Origin of the sequence: Thermosyntropha sp., assembly GCF_017656155.1 — a bacterium.
Classification (GTDB): Bacteria; Bacillota; Syntrophomonadia; order Syntrophomonadales; family Syntrophomonadaceae; genus Thermosyntropha.
The window spans coordinates 243,646-258,880 of record NZ_JACDOH010000001.1; the positions used below are offsets into that span (position 1 = coordinate 243,646).

Below are 15,235 nucleotides of genomic sequence, written 5' to 3' on the forward strand. Positions count from 1 at the left end.
AAATTGAAAAAGGAGGGGCGGCATATATGGCTAAGAATAAAAATATCATATTGATTTTGATTGTTGTTTTACTGTTGGCTTTTTTTTATTTGTATAAAGAGTCTCTCAAAAAGGAAAACTTGCCTGAAGGAGAGGGCAAGACTGCTGTTCAGGAAATAAAAGAAGCTGAAGAAAATGGAGAGAGTATGTGGCTTTTGTTTAGCTCCGCTTCCTGTCCTCCCTGTGTAGAGATGAAGAAGATTTTTGACAGGATAAAGCCGGAATATGAAGGGAAGGTAAGATTTATAAACATAAGTGTTGATGAAGATGAAAATTATGAGCTTATGAGGGAATATGAAATAAAGTATATTCCTACAATTTATATAATAGATGCCAAAGGAAATGTAAGTTACCACAACATAGGGCTTATTGAAGAAGAAGCTTTGCGGGCAGAACTTGATAAGGTGGCGAGAAAAAATGGAACAGTGGATTAATCAAATTCTGCCTCAGATAATTAAGGAGTTTTCTCTTTATGGTTATTTTTTGGTTTTCATAGCCGGGGTTATAACGAGTATAGGTCCTTGTAACCTTAGTATTATGCCTATAATAGTAGCCTATGTAGGGGGACAGGAAACAGGAAGGAAGAAAAGTTTTGTGCTTTCCCTGGCATTTACTCTGGGAACAGCTACTACCTTTATGCTTTTAGGACTTTTTATTGCTCTTGTGGGTGGGATTTTCGGAATGAGTAAAAGTATAATCTATTATCTGGTAGCTGCGGTATGTGTTGTAGTAGGATTAAACCTTCTGGGTGTTTTAAGATTTAACCTCAATTTTGGCGGAAATTTGCTGAATTACACAGATAATGCAAAAGGTATAACCGGAGCCTATTTTTTGGGGCTGGTTATGGGACTGGTGGGATCGCAGTGTGGAACTCCGGTTCTTTTAGTTATACTTTCTCTAGCTTTAGCTAGCGGCAAGTGGCTTTATGGTGCTACCCTGCTTTTCGTTTATGCATTGGGGAGAGGTGTTCCTATTGTAGCAGCTGGGACTTTTACCGGGGTTTTAACACGTATGGATGTTTTTGCCAGATGGAATAACATCTTAGAAAAAGCGGCAGGTATAGTGATAATAATTATGGGAGGTTACTTTGCATGGCTGGCTTAACTGGGATAGAAATTGTAAGCTTTGATGAGAGCAAGTGTCCTTGGTGTAATACTAAGGGAAGAAAGGTTCCCAAGCGAACTGTAGAAAGCTTATGTCCTGAGATTGAAGTAAAGGAAGAAAAATACTATCTTTGTCTTTCTCCTGGGTGTAATGCTGGCTATTATACTTCTTTGGGAGAAGTTATTCCTAAAGATAAACTTGACGTTCCTGTGTGGTTTAAAGAAAATTCGCCTGTTCCTATATGCTACTGCCAGAACATAACAGATGAAGAAATATGGAAGCATGTAGCAATAGATAAATGCTGCAGTACACTTGAGGATATACAAAACCATACCGGGGCTAATACAGGATGCCGATGTATAGAGACTAATCCGGCCGGAACGTGATGCGGCAAGGTAGTGCAGTCGGTGATTGCACATGCACTAGAAGCAAGAAATTAAAATAAGGGAGTGTGTTAATATGGAACAGTCTGTGAGTGCGAGACTTTCTTTTTTGGATAGATTTCTTACTTTGTGGATATTTTTAGCCATGTTTGTAGGAATAGGTTTAGGGTTTATCTTTCCCGGTTTTGCCGACTGGCTTAACAGCCTGTCGGTAGGAACTACCTCCATACCTATTGCTATAGGCCTCATTGTTATGATGTATCCTCCTTTAGCCCGGGTAAGGTATGAAGAATTGAGTAATGTTTTTAAAAACCGCAAGGTTTTAGGACTTTCCCTTTTGCAGAACTGGATAATAGGACCTATTCTGATGTTTGTTTTAGCTATTATCCTTCTTCCTAATCATCCTGAATATATGGTAGGGGTAATCCTTATTGGTCTTGCGCGCTGTATAGCTATGGTTATAGTGTGGAATACTTTGGCTGACGGAGATAATGAATATGCCGCTGCTTTGGTAGCATTTAACTCTATTTTCCAGGTAATATTCTATTCGGTATATGCCTATATCTTTATAACTGTACTTCCTACCTGGTTGGGATTGGAAGGTATGGAAGTAAAGGTGTCGATGGGGGAGGTAGCTAAAAGTGTATTAATATACCTGGGTATTCCTTTTGCAGCCGGATTTTTGACCCGTTATTTCCTGCGCCCGGCTAAAGGGGCTGACTGGTATGACAAAGTGTTTGTTCCTAAAATAAGCCCGATTGCTCTTTATGCTTTGCTTTTTACTATAATTGTGATGTTTTCTCTTAAAGGTGAATATATCGTAACTTTGCCTTTAGATGTTCTTAAGATTGCGGTGCCTTTGCTTATTTATTTTGTAATTATGTTTGTGGTTTCTTTCTTTATTTCCCGCAGATTGGGAATAAACTATTCTCAGACTGCTGCACTTTCTTTTACGGCAGCAAGCAATAATTTTGAGCTGGCAATTGCGGTAGCGGTAGCTGTTTTCGGCATTAATTCGGGGCAAGCTTTTGCCGCTGTAGTAGGTCCTTTAATTGAAGTGCCAGTTATGATCTGGCTGGTAAATATAGCTTTAAGATGGAGGAAAAAATATTTCAGTGAGGAAAAAGGGGCAGTCTGACAAAGGCTTTTGCCCCTTTGGGTTTTTAAAATTTTTTACAAAATATATGAAGGTGAATTTACAAAATGAGGTTAAAATTTAAAATTAAAACAGTTTTAAATTAAGGGGGAAAAAGAATGGCAGAAAAAAAGAGGATAATATTTGTGTGCACCCAGAATTCAGCCCGCTCCCAGATGGCGGAAGGTCTTATGCGGGCTATGTATGGCAATAAATATGAAGTATTTAGTGCTGGAACTAAACCTTTTCGGGTTAATCCCTATGCTATAAAGGCTATGGAGCAAATCGGAATTGACATCAGCAAACATCGCTCCAAAAGTATAGATGAATTTATCGGTATGGAGTTTGATTATGTAGTTACCGTATGTGACAATGCCAAAGAAGAGTGCCCTTATATACCGGGAGGGAAAGAATACCTGCACCACAGTTTCCCTGATCCTGCAAAGGCTGAGGGGAGCGAAAAGGAGATATTAATGGTTTTTGCCAAGGTGCGGGATGAAATTAAGGAGTGGCTTAAGGCTAATTTTAACGATTAGGGATGGAAGCTGATATAAAATAAAATATTTGTTTTTTTGAGGCTGTTTATTTATTATGTTTAGAGTAAACAGCTTATTTTTTTGCATATGAGGAGAATGGACATAAAGTATTTTCAATAATCGCAGGAGGTGACCGGGCAGTGGTCCCATTAGTGCTGGTAGCTGCGGGAGGAATATTAGGCGCGGTAGCCCGCTATTTTACGGTTACTATGGCAAGTTCCAAGTGGGGGGCTTTCTTCCCCTATGGGACACTTCTAGTAAATGTTATTGGATGTCTTATAGTTGGATATTTAGTAGTTAAAGGTATCGAAGGAGGTTTATCTTCCAACTGGCGTTTATTTTTGGTAGTAGGTTTTGGCGGGGCTTTTACCACTTTTTCTTCTTTTTCGGCTGAAACCGTTCTTCTTTTAAAGGATGGACTTTATTTTTATGCTTTATTAAATATAGCATTGAACTTATTTTTATGTCTAACCGCTACTTTTTTAGGATTTGTTCTGGCTAAAGCTTTATAATGGAGGTGGCTCAGATGGGTCAATTTAAATTTTCGGGACCGGCGAAAAGGCTTAGGATTTTTATCGGGGAAAGAGAAAAATATAGGAATATTCCGCTTTATCATGCTCTGGTATTAAAAGCAAAAGAATTGGATATGGCCGGGGTTACAGTTAGTAAAGGAATAGAAGGTTTCGGTGCGAACAGCCGGATAGTAACCAGCCGTATTGTTGATATATCATCTGATTTGCCGGTTATAGTAGAAATAGTTGACAGTGTGGAGTATATTGAAAAATATCTGCAGGCGATTGACGGAATGATTAATGAAGGGCTTATTACAATGGATGATGTGGAGATTATAAAATATTCCAACTTAACAGGAGAGAGATTAAAAAGGCTGAAAGAAAATTTGGAAAAGGAACAAAAGTAAACTTGTCCAAGTCAAAATTAATAAAGAGGATTAAAGAATATTGTATGCATCGTTCAATTTACTGGACAAAATAAGTATTTCTTTATAAGCTAAAATTAGAAAGCAGGTCTCTCAGAAGTTTAGAGCTTATTAAGCCTTAAACAGGAAAGAGAGGCGATGATTATGCGTGGAGAAGAAGTTTAGAACGGGCAATTTATCTTTAAGCTAAAAGATAATGCCCGTTTTTGGTTTTTAAAAAGAACTGCTCTAAAACGGCTTTTGGAAAAAAGGCAGGTGGAAGTTTATGTTGTATTGTAGAGCTTTTGAAAAACTTACCAAGTGGTGGAGTTTTTCTATTAACTCTGATGATATGTGGAATAAAAGAGATTATAGGGAATTTATAGACTGGATGTATTGTCATGGAATAGATGTAGAACGTTATTTGCCTTACTGGAAATAATAGATTTGAATGTAAAAAAGGACGGTAATTTTCCGTCCTTTTTTTGTTCGGAAGTTTATGCTTAATTTTCAGAAATTGTTGATTCTTCAGTTGTTTCGGAAGATGGAGGTTTTAAAGTGTCTTCGGAAGTCAGATCCTGGTCATGTTCTGTGATGGTTTGGATATTTTCATCGTTTTTTTCTGGGGCTTCATTTGTTTGTTCTTCAGTTGTTTCGGAAGATGACGGGTTTAAAGTATCTTCGGAAGTCAGATCTTGGTCATGTTCTGTGATGGTTTGGATATTTTCATCGTCTTTTTCCGGAATTTCATTTGTTTGCTCTTCGGTTGTTTCAGAGAATGATGGGTTTAAATTATCTTCAGAGGTTAAATCCTGCTCATGTTCCGGAATAGTTTGAGTATTTTCATCGTCTTTTTCCGGGACTTCAGCATAGTCGGCAGGAAGTGATGCTAAAAGTTGGGCATGTTTAAGATACCAGGGACATGGATTCCACAGAGTTCCGATGCCTATTATATCTAGGTGGTCATACCCTTCTAAAACTCCCATGTAATTCCACACCCCTCTGCGTGGATTGCCATCATAGTTTATTATCTGGTCGGTCGAATTTATCTTGGGGCCATTCTGGGATATAAGGCTTACTAAGCCGTCGTTAGGCCACCATGTTTTATCTATAGGAACCTGCCCTGGAACATTGCGGGTATATGAACCTATATGCAGAGCAAAAGGCACTAGAAAGAGATTCATGGTGATTTTTGGGACTTGATAGTCAGCAAAAAGGAATTTGCGGGTGGCGTTGGTTGCCCAAGAGAAATAATATACATTTTCCTGTGCCTGGACCCAGCCATTGAGTTCGCGAGCACCTTCAACCGCCAAGTCCCAGTTGGAAAGGTCACGGTTTAATTTCCAGTAGCTGCTTTCGAAAACGCGTTTCAGGTAGGCATCAACCGGTTCTCCTTGGTATCTGGTAAGACCGAACTGGTCGAGTTTTAAATCGTAAAGCTGGTTGGGGGTGCTGAGTGTTGACATAAATCCAATAAAGCTCTGTAGCCAGGGCATTCCTTTATTTATTGCGTTATCCAGTGAGGTTCCATCGTGAGGAGTGGAAATAGTAGTTATGCTGTGCACCCAGGAGTGGCCGCCGGCAAATAAAGGAGAAAGATTATCTTGGGTGTAGGATCTTTCTTCTTCTGCTCCTTGTTCTAAAAGCTGAACTAAAGTGCGAATGGTTTGTCCACCCATGCTGTGCCCTATGAGGTGAACTTTTTTAATTTCGCCGGTTTCCGGATCAACCTTTCCTAAATCTGGGATAAATGCTTTATAGGTTCTGCCATATCTTGCATGTCCGTATTTGGCAGCATGAGCTGCTCCATAGTCGACTGTGCCCCCTACCAGCTGTGCATACAGTTCACACGCTCTATCCCAGTTGCTGGAAACAGGGCCTACTGCGGCTGTATGGACTTCATATCCATGGGCCTTGAGGTATTCTTGAATGTCATAAAGGCCTCCCCAATATTTGAAGTCGAGCATTTCGTCGCGACCAAATCCGCCGAGCCCGTGAACCAGGACTATCGGATAGCGGTTGCCGCTTTGAGGGGTAGCTGTTTCTGCTAGAGCGGGAAGAAGTGAACTGATGTTGAGAAAAAATAAAGAAAGAATAAAAATAGCTAGGGATTTAAAGTTTTTTTTCATGTTTTACCTCCTTAATTTTCACATTTTGCCTCCTTAACAAGATATTAAAAGATCAACTATAAATATTACATATATATATTTTTATGTCAATACATAATTAAATTTGACATTTTTTCACAAATATAAATAAGGCAAGTTTTAAGGCAAAAAAATACCAAAATAAAAAACCCGAACACCTATTTATTCGGGTTTTAAAACGACAAATTATTATTTTTATTTATTTGAAATATAGAAAAAAGGCATAATCGAAAGTTAATTTAGAAAATAAAGAAAATTAAAAATAAGGCCTGTGAAGTTTTTAGATAATACTCTGCAAAATAGCGAAGATAAATTCTAAGGCAATAAGGATTATTATAATCCATTCTAAAAAGTTGGAGTGCTGAATATTAACTTCGTTGCTCAGAAGGGAATAATTTTGATAAATTACGCTGATCATACGATTTAAGCTTTCCGACCACTGACCTGTTCTTAAAACCCTGAGGGTAGTCTCATAGACCCGGGCATAGTATATGTCTTCAGTTATTTTGATGAAGTTTTTTATTTTTTCAGTTACTTCGGTAATATCGCCTATTATTTCCATGAGTTCGGACATAATCTGCCGGTAGCGGCGTAGGCGGGCATAGCGGGATAGTTTTTCTGCCTGTTCAATATCATCGTACATTTTTTCCATCCGGCGAGCTACCAGATTATCGTAGTAGCGCAGCTTTAAAAGCTGAACATTAGCAAATTCGATTAAGTCCTGCAGGTCTTGCGGGTCTTCAGAATCGCATAAAAGAGCGGAATCCCAGCTGATGATTGCAAAATCGTCCTGGCTGTAGGATAAAGTGTTATTCAGGACTTGCTGTCGCATTTGAGGGCTGAAATTAGTTTTTTCTCCCATAAGAATAATCATAGGGTCAGAAATTTCTTCTTTATTGTTTATGCAATAGATGATGTAGTCTTCGTAAAAATCAAGGTTTATTGTTATTTTTTCTAAATAAGAAGCTAAAGTATTTATCAGCATGTCAACATAAAGGCTGAATACTTGGTCTAAGCCCTGCTGACCGGAAAAATAAAGGGCAATGTCTTCAAGGGGGATTTTATCAGAGTGATTTCTATCTTCAAAAAACAGACAGATGCTGACTGCTCCTATGTCATAAATCCTAGCCCTAGCAATGAGTGGTATCTCTTGCTTTTCCAGGCTGAATGTAAAGGTGCCGAGATTTATAAGAAGGGGAGGCGTATCTAGCTGTATAGAACTTGGTTTAACCCGGGAAAAACGGCGGCGACTTATGCTGTGATCGGCGGATATTTCCTGTTCAAGCTTGTCCAGGTTTATTTCTGTTCCTGTTTCATAGATGCGGTAAAAATAGATGGCAGACATAATACCTCCGGAATTGTTGCAGTTTTTTCATTATTTTATCATTTTTAAGGGTAATAGCAAGTTTTAAGGAAATAGTATTAAGGAAAAGGCTTGTTATACTTTAATGTTGAAAATTTTATATAATATTAATTTGCAAACAAAATTCTTTACCAATATAGCATAAGGTTATAAAATATAATAAAGCATAATAAATATTAATTTTTGTGGAGGGGAAAGTGATGGCTGCTACCAATTTTCTTTACGACCTTAGAGATGCTAAATTTGTTCTTAAAGAATGGTTGGATTTAGAAAAACTGCTAAGTTATCCTGCATTTAAAGATTACTATTCAGTTGATGATGTTGATGCTTTTCTTGATGTTGCTTACAAAGTTTCCCGCGATGTAGTAGCTCCGGCCAATGAAGATGCCGACGAGATAGGTGCCCGGTTTATCGATGGCAAGGTTGTTACCCCCGAATCGTTCAAAAATGTTTACAAGACCTGTATGGAAGCAGAGTTAGGCCCTCAGATTGCCGACCGTGAAGTGGAAGGTCATCTTCCCTGGGCTATATATGCTCCTATGGGAGAAATGATTATAGCTGCTTCAGCGGCAATTCCAACTTACTGGGGACTTTCAGCCGGAGCGGCCGGGGTTATACAGAAATATGCCTCACCTGAGCTTAAAAAGAGATTTTTACCTAAGATGTTTTCAGGAGAATGGGGAGGAACCATGAATCTAACCGAGCCGGGAGCCGGATCGGATGTGGGAGCAGCTACTACTAAAGCTTATCCGACAGATACTCCGGGGCTTTATAAGATTAAGGGAACCAAAATGTTTATAACTGCTGGGGATCATGATATAGTAGAAAATATTATACATTTGGTTTTGGCCAGAATTGAAGGAGCTCGCGAAGGTACGGCAGGATTATCCCTTTTTATCGTTCCTAAGATATGGGTAAATGAAGATGGGAGTTTAGGCGAGTGGAATGATGTTACTACAGTCGGTATTGAGCATAAGATGGGGCTTAAAGGATCGGCTACTTGTACTTTATCATATGGCGAAAATGACAAATGCTACGGCTGGCTTATAGGTGATCCCCCGGGTGAAGACGGTAAAGGACAGGGTATGAAACAGATGTTTACCATGATGAATGAGGAAAGGCTCAATACCGGGCTTCTTGCCCAAGGTGTTATGGCCGCTGCCTGCTATAATGCAATAGCTTACAGTAAGGAAAGGGTACAGGGAACCAAGCTTACTAATCCTAAAGGCCCTAGAGTAAGGATTATTGAACATGAAGATGTCCGCCGTATGCTTCTTTTGCAAAAATCAGTGGTGGAAGCATGTCGTGCTCTTCTTTTCAAAACTTACTATTATGTTGATTTATCTCATGAAAGCCCGGATCCGGAAGAAAGAGAATATGCCCACCATATGTTTATGCTGAATAACCCGTTGTGTAAAGCGTATACTTCGGATATGGCATGGCTTATGTGTGGAGAAGCTATCCAGACTTATGGCGGTTACGGCTTTATTGAAGAATATCCGGTAGCCCAGCTGGCAAGAGATGTAAAGATATTCTCCATCTGGGAAGGAACTAACTATATACAGGCTTTAGACCTGGTAGCCCGTAAGTTTACCATGGGTGGCGGAAAGTATTTAATGGCGTGGCTTAAGGAAATAAGCGACTTTATTGAAAATAATAAGAATAATCCGGAATTTGAAAAAGAATTTAAGATGCTGTCTGACTGCTATGCTGAATATCAGGCTATTTTAGGACAGCTTAATAAATTTTTAAGTGAAGGTAAAATATCTATGATGCCGCTGTATGCTACCCGCATATTACATGCCAGCGCTATGGTTTATTGTGGGAAACTGATGTTAGAACAGGGTTTGTTAGCCAATAAGAAGCTCAAAGAATTGGGAGAAGACCATTATGATGCTAGCTTCTATAAAGGCAAGGTGGCAACTGCTAAATTCTATGTTATGAATGTAGTACCGCAGGTATTTGCGATAAGGAGAATGATTGAAGGGGAAGATGCAACTGCTATTGAAGTCCCTGAAGAAGCTTTAGGCGATTTCTAAAAATAAAAATTTTGATAAGATTTTAAAAGGCATTTCCTGGACAAACAGGAGATGCCTTTTTTATTTGACTTAAGATTTAATTTTATTTAACTGGTATAACTTATTTTTATTTTTAATATAATACTTTGTGTGTTATATTGATTTTAGACATGAAAGGGGAGGAAAAAGCACAGTGTCAAATGTTGAACTTAAAGATTTTACCAGCATAAGGGAAGTAAATTTGCTGAGAATAAAGGAAGCCAAGGAACAGGGAGGGAAGGTAGTAGGTGTTTACTGCACTTACTGTCCGCAAGAGCTTATATTGGCGGCGGGAGCTATTCCAGTAGGGCTTTGTGGGACTAAAGAAGAACCTATTGCCGCAGCCGAGGAAGTTTTGCCTCGCAATCTCTGTCCGCTTATAAAATCTTCCTATGGCTTTGCAGCAACAGATACTTGCCCATTCTTTCATTTTTCTGATGTAATTATTGGGGAAACTACCTGTGACGGCAAAAAGAAGATGTTTGAGATTATGCAGGAGATTAAGCCAGTTCATGTTATGCAGCTTCCCCATCTGAAAGACAGCGAAGCCGGGCTTGAGCTTTGGATAAAGGAACTGCACAGACTTAAGAAATTTTTAGAGGAAAAATTAGAAGTTGACATAAAAGATGAAGCTATATGGAAAGCTATTGATACAGTAAATGCTGAGACCCGTGCTGCCAAGGATATATGCGATCTTAACCAGATGGATCCGCCTCCGTTAAGCGGTTTGGAGCTTTTAACCGTTACCTGGTCGCGTAGCTTTACTGCAGATAAAAATGAAGTTACGAATATGCTGGAAACTTTTAAGAAAAGGCTTTTAGAAAAGAAAGTAAACCGTCCACGTCCCCGGGCTAGAGTGCTTTTAACAGGATGCCCGGTAGGCTTAGGCACTGAAAAGGTTATACGAATTACTGAGGAGCTGGGGGCAGCAGTAGTTGCCATGGAAAACTGTTCTGGTTATAAAACTTTAGAACTCCTGACCAGCCAGGAGTTTGATGACCCGATTGTGGCTTTGGCTCATAAGTATATTGAGATTCCCTGCTCCTGTATGAGCCCTAACGCTTATCGTCTTGAGCTTATAGGGCGCATGATTGATGATTTTAAAGCAGATGCAGTTATAGATTTAACCTGGCAGGCATGTCATACTTACAATATTGAGGCATATGCCGTAGAAAAAATGGTAAAAGGCAAGGGGATTCCTTATCTGCATCTGGAAAGCGACTATTCTAATTCAGATTTGGAAAGCTTAAAGATAAGAATTGAAGCATTGTTGGAGATGGTAACAGGATGATAAGCATAGGGCTGGATATTGGTTCAGTTGCAGCCAAAGGGGTTATGCTGGCTGGAGACAGGAGCTTTAAGGTAGTGCTTCCTACCGGCTGGAGTCCGCGTGATGCAGGGCATAATATAATTGAGCACCTTTTAGATGTTTCAGGGATAAGACGCAGTGAAATTAATGCGATAGTAGTTACTGGCTATGGTCGGGTTGCTTTAGATGAAGCGGATAAAGCAGTTACGGAAATCAGCTGTCATGCTAGAGGAATAGCCGAGTTTTATCCGGAGGTAAGAACGATTATAGATATTGGCGGACAGGACAGCAAAGTTATAAGGATAAATGAAAAGGGTAAAGTTGTAGATTTTGCCATGAATGACAAATGTGCGGCAGGAACCGGCCGTTTCCTTCAGGTTATGGCCAATACTTTAGGGATGGATGTGAGTGAGCTTTCAGTAGCAGAGATTGTAGAGGAAAAGGTTACTATAAACAGCATGTGCACAGTATTTGCCGAATCAGAAATAGTAAGCCTTATGGCTAGAGGAGTTTCTAAAGGAGGCATAATTGCCGGGATACATGAGTCGGTGGCAAGGCGGGTAGCAGCTATGGCTAAAAGGGTAGGAATAAAGGAAAAAGTAGCTTTTACCGGCGGGGTTGCCCTCAATGCCGGTATCAGAAGGGCATTAGGGAGGGAATTAGGTTGCGACATAATAATTCCTGATGTTTGCCAGTTTACTGGTGCTTTAGGAGCAGCTTTGCTAGGGTTTGAATCATAAAAGGAGGCTTTGATGTGATTGAAAAAGAAATGTTGGTAGTAGATGTGATTGACAAGTATCCGGAAACCGAAAAAGTTTTTCGTTCTTATGAAGAAAAAGTGGGAAGTTGTATTATGTGTTCCCATCTTTTTAACACTTTAGAAGCAGTAAGCAAGGATTATAATTTTGATTTAGAGGAGCTTATTCGTAAACTGGAGAAGGCGGCCTTAAAAGAAGAGGAGGAATAATTTGGGAGGTATTTATATGGAGAAAATAGTTGATGCCAGAGGTCTTAACTGTCCCCAGCCGGTTATTCTTACCAAGAGGGCGATGGATGAAAATGATGGAAGCTATAAAATAACAACTATAGTAAATCAGAAGGTAGCACTAGAAAATGTAAGTAAATTGGCGGTAAGCCAGGGTTATGAATATGAAGTAGAAGAAAAAGGTGGGGATTTTTATATTCATATGTATAAAATGACAACGGCTTCAGTGGAAAGTAAAGAGAAGAAAGAGATTGCTATCCTTATAAAAAGCCGTTTGTTTGGAGAAGGAGAAGAAGAGTTAGGGCAGATTTTGATGAAAAGTTTTCTTTATACTCTAATGGAGATGAAAGGCGATATTAAGCATATAATTTTTATGAACAGCGGAGTATTTTTAGCATGTGAAGGTTCCCCAGTTCTGGAGCATTTAAAGGTTATGGAAGAGGAAGGGGTTAATATACTTTCCTGCGGCACCTGTTTAGACTATTATCAGATGAAAGATAAGTTGAAGGTGGGAAGCGTAACTAACATGTACACGGCGGTGGAAATATTAACCTCTGCCCATAAGAGTTTGACTTTATAAAAGGTTTCTTTTAAAAAGGGGAGATGCTCGCTTGAATATTATCTACATGGATAATGCTGCTACTACTTACCCTAAGCCAGAGGCAGTATATGAGGCAGTAGACTATTTTAACCGCTTCTTAGGAGCCAATCCCGGTCGGGGAAGCAATCAGCAGACCTTAAGAGCCGGTTCGGTGCTTTTGGAAGCCAGGGAAAAAATAGCCCAGCTTTTTAATATTACAGAAAGTTCGCAGATTGCGTTTACCCTTAATATAACTGATGCTTTGAATACTGCCTTAAGGGGAATTTTGAAGCCGGGAGACCATATTATTACCACCAGCATGGAACATAATGCGGTAGCCCGTCCGGTTTTTGCCTTAGCTGAAGAAGGTATAGAGTGGACAACAGTTTCCTGTTTTTCTGATGGCAGTTTAGATCCGAAGAAGATAGTTGAAGCTATTAAGCCTAACACTAAAGTTATATGTATGCTTCACGCTTCTAATCTTACCGGAACCATTATGCCCATAGCAGAGGTGGGCAAAATCGCCCGGGAGCATGGAATTATATTTATAGTAGATACTGCACAAACGGCTGGAGTTTTATCAATAGATGTGGAAAAGCAGTTTATCGATGTTTTAACTTTTACGGGACATAAAGGTTTATTAGGCCCGCAGGGAACTGGAGGCATTTATGTTAGGCCGGATATAGAAATAAAGCCTCTGCGTTATGGAGGAACCGGCTCATTATCTGAATATCTTGAACAACCTGACATAATGCCGGACCTTTTAGAAAGCGGAACTCCTAATACTCCAGGCATCGCAGGGCTTTTGGCAGGGGTTCAGTTTATACTGGAAACCGGAATTGAAAATATAAGAAAACATGAGCAAAAGCTTATGGATATGCTTTTATGCGGACTTAAGGAAGTCCCTGGGATAGAGATTTACGGGCCTTTGAATGTCAAAAAACAGACTGCTGTTTTAGCTTTTAATATTAAAGATATAGATTGTGGAGATGTTTCTTTAGTTCTCGACCACGAGTACGGTATTATCACCAGGGCAGGTATGCATTGTGCACCTCTAGCCCATAAAACTATAGGGACTTTTGAAAAAGGCGCTTGCCGTTTAAGTCCAGGATTTTTTACTACGGAGGAAGAGATAGAAAAAGTAATAAAAGCGGTTCATGAAATAGCCAGGCAAAAGTAGGTGCAGGTTGAAAAAATAGTAAAGAGGACGGTTTTTAAGCATCAGAGCCGTCCTCTTTGTTTTTGGTGCTAAATGCAGGTTTCCTGGCTGATTAATAATTATATAAAAAAATTAAAAAAATAAAAAAGGCTTAAGAAAATTGTTGCCATATACCCCTAAGGGGTATATAATGACTTTTGATACGAGATTATTAAATATTAGGAGGTATGAAAATGCTACGAAGAGAGGGTATTATTAAAAACTTTTCTCCAGCTTGGTTTGCTGCGGTTATGGGAACCGGAGGATTAGCTAATGTAGTTTATATATGGGGAAAAAGTTGGATTCCAGCTTATAATCTGGGAGTTATTCTGGCATGGTTGACTGCAGCGCTTTTTGTAATTTTTTTAATTCCGTGGATTTTAAGATGGATTTTATATTATGATGAGGTTAAAAAGGATTTGTATCATCCCTTGCTGCGCAATTTTTTTGCAACTATGCCTATTGCCATTATGGTTGTTGCTACCAATGTCAACTTGATGGGGAAAAGCTTTTTTTCTGCTGAGTTTATTTTAAAATTTCTTTTAATTGTTTGGATTGTAGGGATATTGGGAGCCTTTTTAATAGGCGTATGGGCTACTTTTATCATGATGAAGGAAGAAAATACTTCTCCACAGATGATGAATTTTGCCTGGTTTATTCCTCCAGTAGGAAATATCATTATTCCTCTGGTTGGAAGTCCCTTGGTGGCTATGCTTTATCAGAAAGGCATTGCCTGGGCTAACACGGCCTGGCTTATAAACTTAACTTTTTATGGGGTTGGATTTTTCCTTTTTATTTTTGTCGGCAGTGTTATTTTTAATCGCCTGGTTAGGCATGCTTTGTCTCCGGCTGGTATGACGCCCAGCTTCTGGATACTACTGGGGCCGGTAGGAGTTGGGGTTTTGTCACTTATGGGTATAGCTGATACCGGAAAAATGTTAGGCTTTATTGTCAATCCTGACATACTTTATATCTTTGCCTTTATTTTATGGGGATTTGGATTCTGGGCTTTTGTCCAGGTTTTGGTTCTTACCATAGACTATGTTAAGCAGGGTAGTATACCTTTTTCTCTTTCCTGGTGGGCTTTTGTATTTCCACTAGCAGTTTATACTATGTCTGCTCTTAAGGTAGGACATTATTTTAATTCTGGTTTGGTGCATGGCTATGCTGGATTGTTAACATTACTCTTGTTCTTTTTCTGGGTGATTTCGTTTGCTAAAACCTTGAAAGGAATTGGAGATGGAAGTTTATTTATTCCTCATACAGCACCTTCTGAAGGATTGAAGCAAAGTAACAGTAATTGATATGGTTTTTGAAGTCTGGCAGGTTTTTATCGCTAATATAACGGATAATAAGATGTAGTACATCTTTCTTCCTGTATGATAATGGAAGGAAGTTATCCTAAGTGTCCGCATTATGATGACATTAAGAAGTCTATTGAAAGCAAGGGAATAAAAGTAGTGGAGGGGACACATTATTAGAT

The 15,235-nt window shown here is 39.2% G+C and carries 17 protein-coding genes and 1 pseudogene; 16 read left to right on the forward strand and 2 right to left on the reverse strand.

Features of this window, described 5'->3' with window-relative positions:
- Window positions 1-26 precede the first annotated feature (26 nt).
- The 8 genes from H0Z36_RS01245 to H0Z36_RS01280 all read left to right on the forward strand — a co-directional run bounded on the left by H0Z36_RS01245 (window position 27) and on the right by H0Z36_RS01280 (window position 4,555).
- Entirely contained in the window at window positions 27-473 is a 447-nt protein-coding gene (locus tag H0Z36_RS01245; RefSeq protein WP_296863119.1) for a thioredoxin family protein, read from the forward strand.
- Complete coding sequence (locus H0Z36_RS01250) at window positions 457-1,143, forward strand: cytochrome c biogenesis protein CcdA (protein ID WP_296863121.1); 687 nt, start codon at window positions 457-459, stop codon at window positions 1,141-1,143. The genes H0Z36_RS01245 and H0Z36_RS01250 overlap by 17 nt, the downstream gene beginning before the upstream one ends.
- Window positions 1,131-1,529, forward strand: coding sequence for a (2Fe-2S)-binding protein (locus H0Z36_RS01255; RefSeq protein WP_296863123.1), 399 nt, complete (start codon window positions 1,131-1,133; stop codon window positions 1,527-1,529). The genes H0Z36_RS01250 and H0Z36_RS01255 overlap by 13 nt, the downstream gene beginning before the upstream one ends.
- 73 nt (window positions 1,530-1,602) lie before the next feature.
- Window positions 1,603-2,664, forward strand: coding sequence for an ACR3 family arsenite efflux transporter (arsB, locus tag H0Z36_RS01260; protein ID WP_296863125.1), 1,062 nt, complete (start codon window positions 1,603-1,605; stop codon window positions 2,662-2,664).
- A 116-nt stretch (window positions 2,665-2,780) separates the two neighbouring features.
- On the forward strand, window positions 2,781-3,197 hold the full coding sequence (locus tag H0Z36_RS01265) for an arsenate reductase ArsC (RefSeq protein WP_296863127.1): 417 nt from the start codon (window positions 2,781-2,783) through the stop codon (window positions 3,195-3,197).
- Window positions 3,198-3,337: 140 nt separating this feature from the next.
- Window positions 3,338-3,709 (forward strand): fluoride efflux transporter CrcB, encoded by a 372-nt coding sequence (gene crcB / locus H0Z36_RS01270; protein ID WP_296863129.1) that lies wholly within the window; start codon window positions 3,338-3,340, stop codon window positions 3,707-3,709.
- 14 nt (window positions 3,710-3,723) lie between these two features.
- Window positions 3,724-4,116, forward strand: coding sequence for a DUF190 domain-containing protein (locus H0Z36_RS01275; RefSeq protein ID WP_296863131.1), 393 nt, complete (start codon window positions 3,724-3,726; stop codon window positions 4,114-4,116).
- 283 nt (window positions 4,117-4,399) lie between these two features.
- Window positions 4,400-4,555, forward strand: a complete 156-nt coding sequence (locus tag H0Z36_RS01280; RefSeq protein WP_296863133.1) for a hypothetical protein — start codon at window positions 4,400-4,402, stop codon at window positions 4,553-4,555.
- A gap of 61 nt (window positions 4,556-4,616) precedes the next feature.
- Here the strand turns inward: H0Z36_RS01280 and H0Z36_RS01285 are convergent, their stop codons facing one another.
- Window positions 4,617-6,242 carry a lipase gene (locus tag H0Z36_RS01285; RefSeq protein ID WP_296863135.1) on the reverse strand — a complete coding sequence of 542 codons (1,626 nt, stop codon included), beginning with the start codon at window positions 6,240-6,242 and terminating at the stop codon, window positions 4,617-4,619.
- A gap of 298 nt (window positions 6,243-6,540) precedes the next feature.
- On the reverse strand, window positions 6,541-7,605 hold the full coding sequence (locus tag H0Z36_RS01290; protein ID WP_296863136.1) for a hypothetical protein: 1,065 nt from the start codon (window positions 7,603-7,605) through the stop codon (window positions 6,541-6,543).
- 218 nt (window positions 7,606-7,823) lie between these two features.
- On the opposite strand from H0Z36_RS01290, the gene H0Z36_RS01295 reads away from it, so the two are divergent.
- The 8 genes and pseudogenes from H0Z36_RS01295 to H0Z36_RS01330 all read left to right on the forward strand — a co-directional run.
- A complete protein-coding gene (locus tag H0Z36_RS01295) occupies window positions 7,824-9,662 on the forward strand; it encodes an acyl-CoA dehydrogenase (protein WP_296863138.1) in 1,839 nt (612 codons plus the stop codon).
- A gap of 172 nt (window positions 9,663-9,834) precedes the next feature.
- Complete coding sequence (locus H0Z36_RS01300; RefSeq protein ID WP_296863140.1) at window positions 9,835-10,971, forward strand: double-cubane-cluster-containing anaerobic reductase; 1,137 nt, start codon at window positions 9,835-9,837, stop codon at window positions 10,969-10,971.
- Window positions 10,968-11,729 carry an acyl-CoA dehydratase activase gene (locus H0Z36_RS01305; RefSeq protein ID WP_296863142.1) on the forward strand — a complete coding sequence of 254 codons (762 nt, stop codon included), beginning with the start codon at window positions 10,968-10,970 and terminating at the stop codon, window positions 11,727-11,729. The genes H0Z36_RS01300 and H0Z36_RS01305 overlap by 4 nt, the downstream gene beginning before the upstream one ends.
- A gap of 14 nt (window positions 11,730-11,743) precedes the next feature.
- Window positions 11,744-11,956, forward strand: a complete 213-nt coding sequence (locus tag H0Z36_RS01310) for a hypothetical protein (RefSeq protein ID WP_296863144.1) — start codon at window positions 11,744-11,746, stop codon at window positions 11,954-11,956.
- A gap of 16 nt (window positions 11,957-11,972) precedes the next feature.
- Window positions 11,973-12,554: a sulfurtransferase-like selenium metabolism protein YedF gene (yedF, locus tag H0Z36_RS01315; protein WP_296863146.1), complete on the forward strand. Its 582-nt coding sequence runs from the start codon at window positions 11,973-11,975 to the stop codon at window positions 12,552-12,554.
- A gap of 31 nt (window positions 12,555-12,585) precedes the next feature.
- Entirely contained in the window at window positions 12,586-13,734 is a 1,149-nt protein-coding gene (locus H0Z36_RS01320) for an aminotransferase class V-fold PLP-dependent enzyme (protein WP_366508829.1), read from the forward strand.
- Window positions 13,735-13,946: 212 nt separating this feature from the next.
- Complete coding sequence (locus tag H0Z36_RS01325; RefSeq protein WP_296863148.1) at window positions 13,947-15,056, forward strand: C4-dicarboxylate ABC transporter; 1,110 nt, start codon at window positions 13,947-13,949, stop codon at window positions 15,054-15,056.
- Between the two features lie 63 nt (window positions 15,057-15,119).
- Window positions 15,120-15,233, forward strand: a pseudogene (locus H0Z36_RS01330) (CGGC domain-containing protein); the annotation flags it as partial.
- Window positions 15,234-15,235 lie beyond the last annotated feature (2 nt).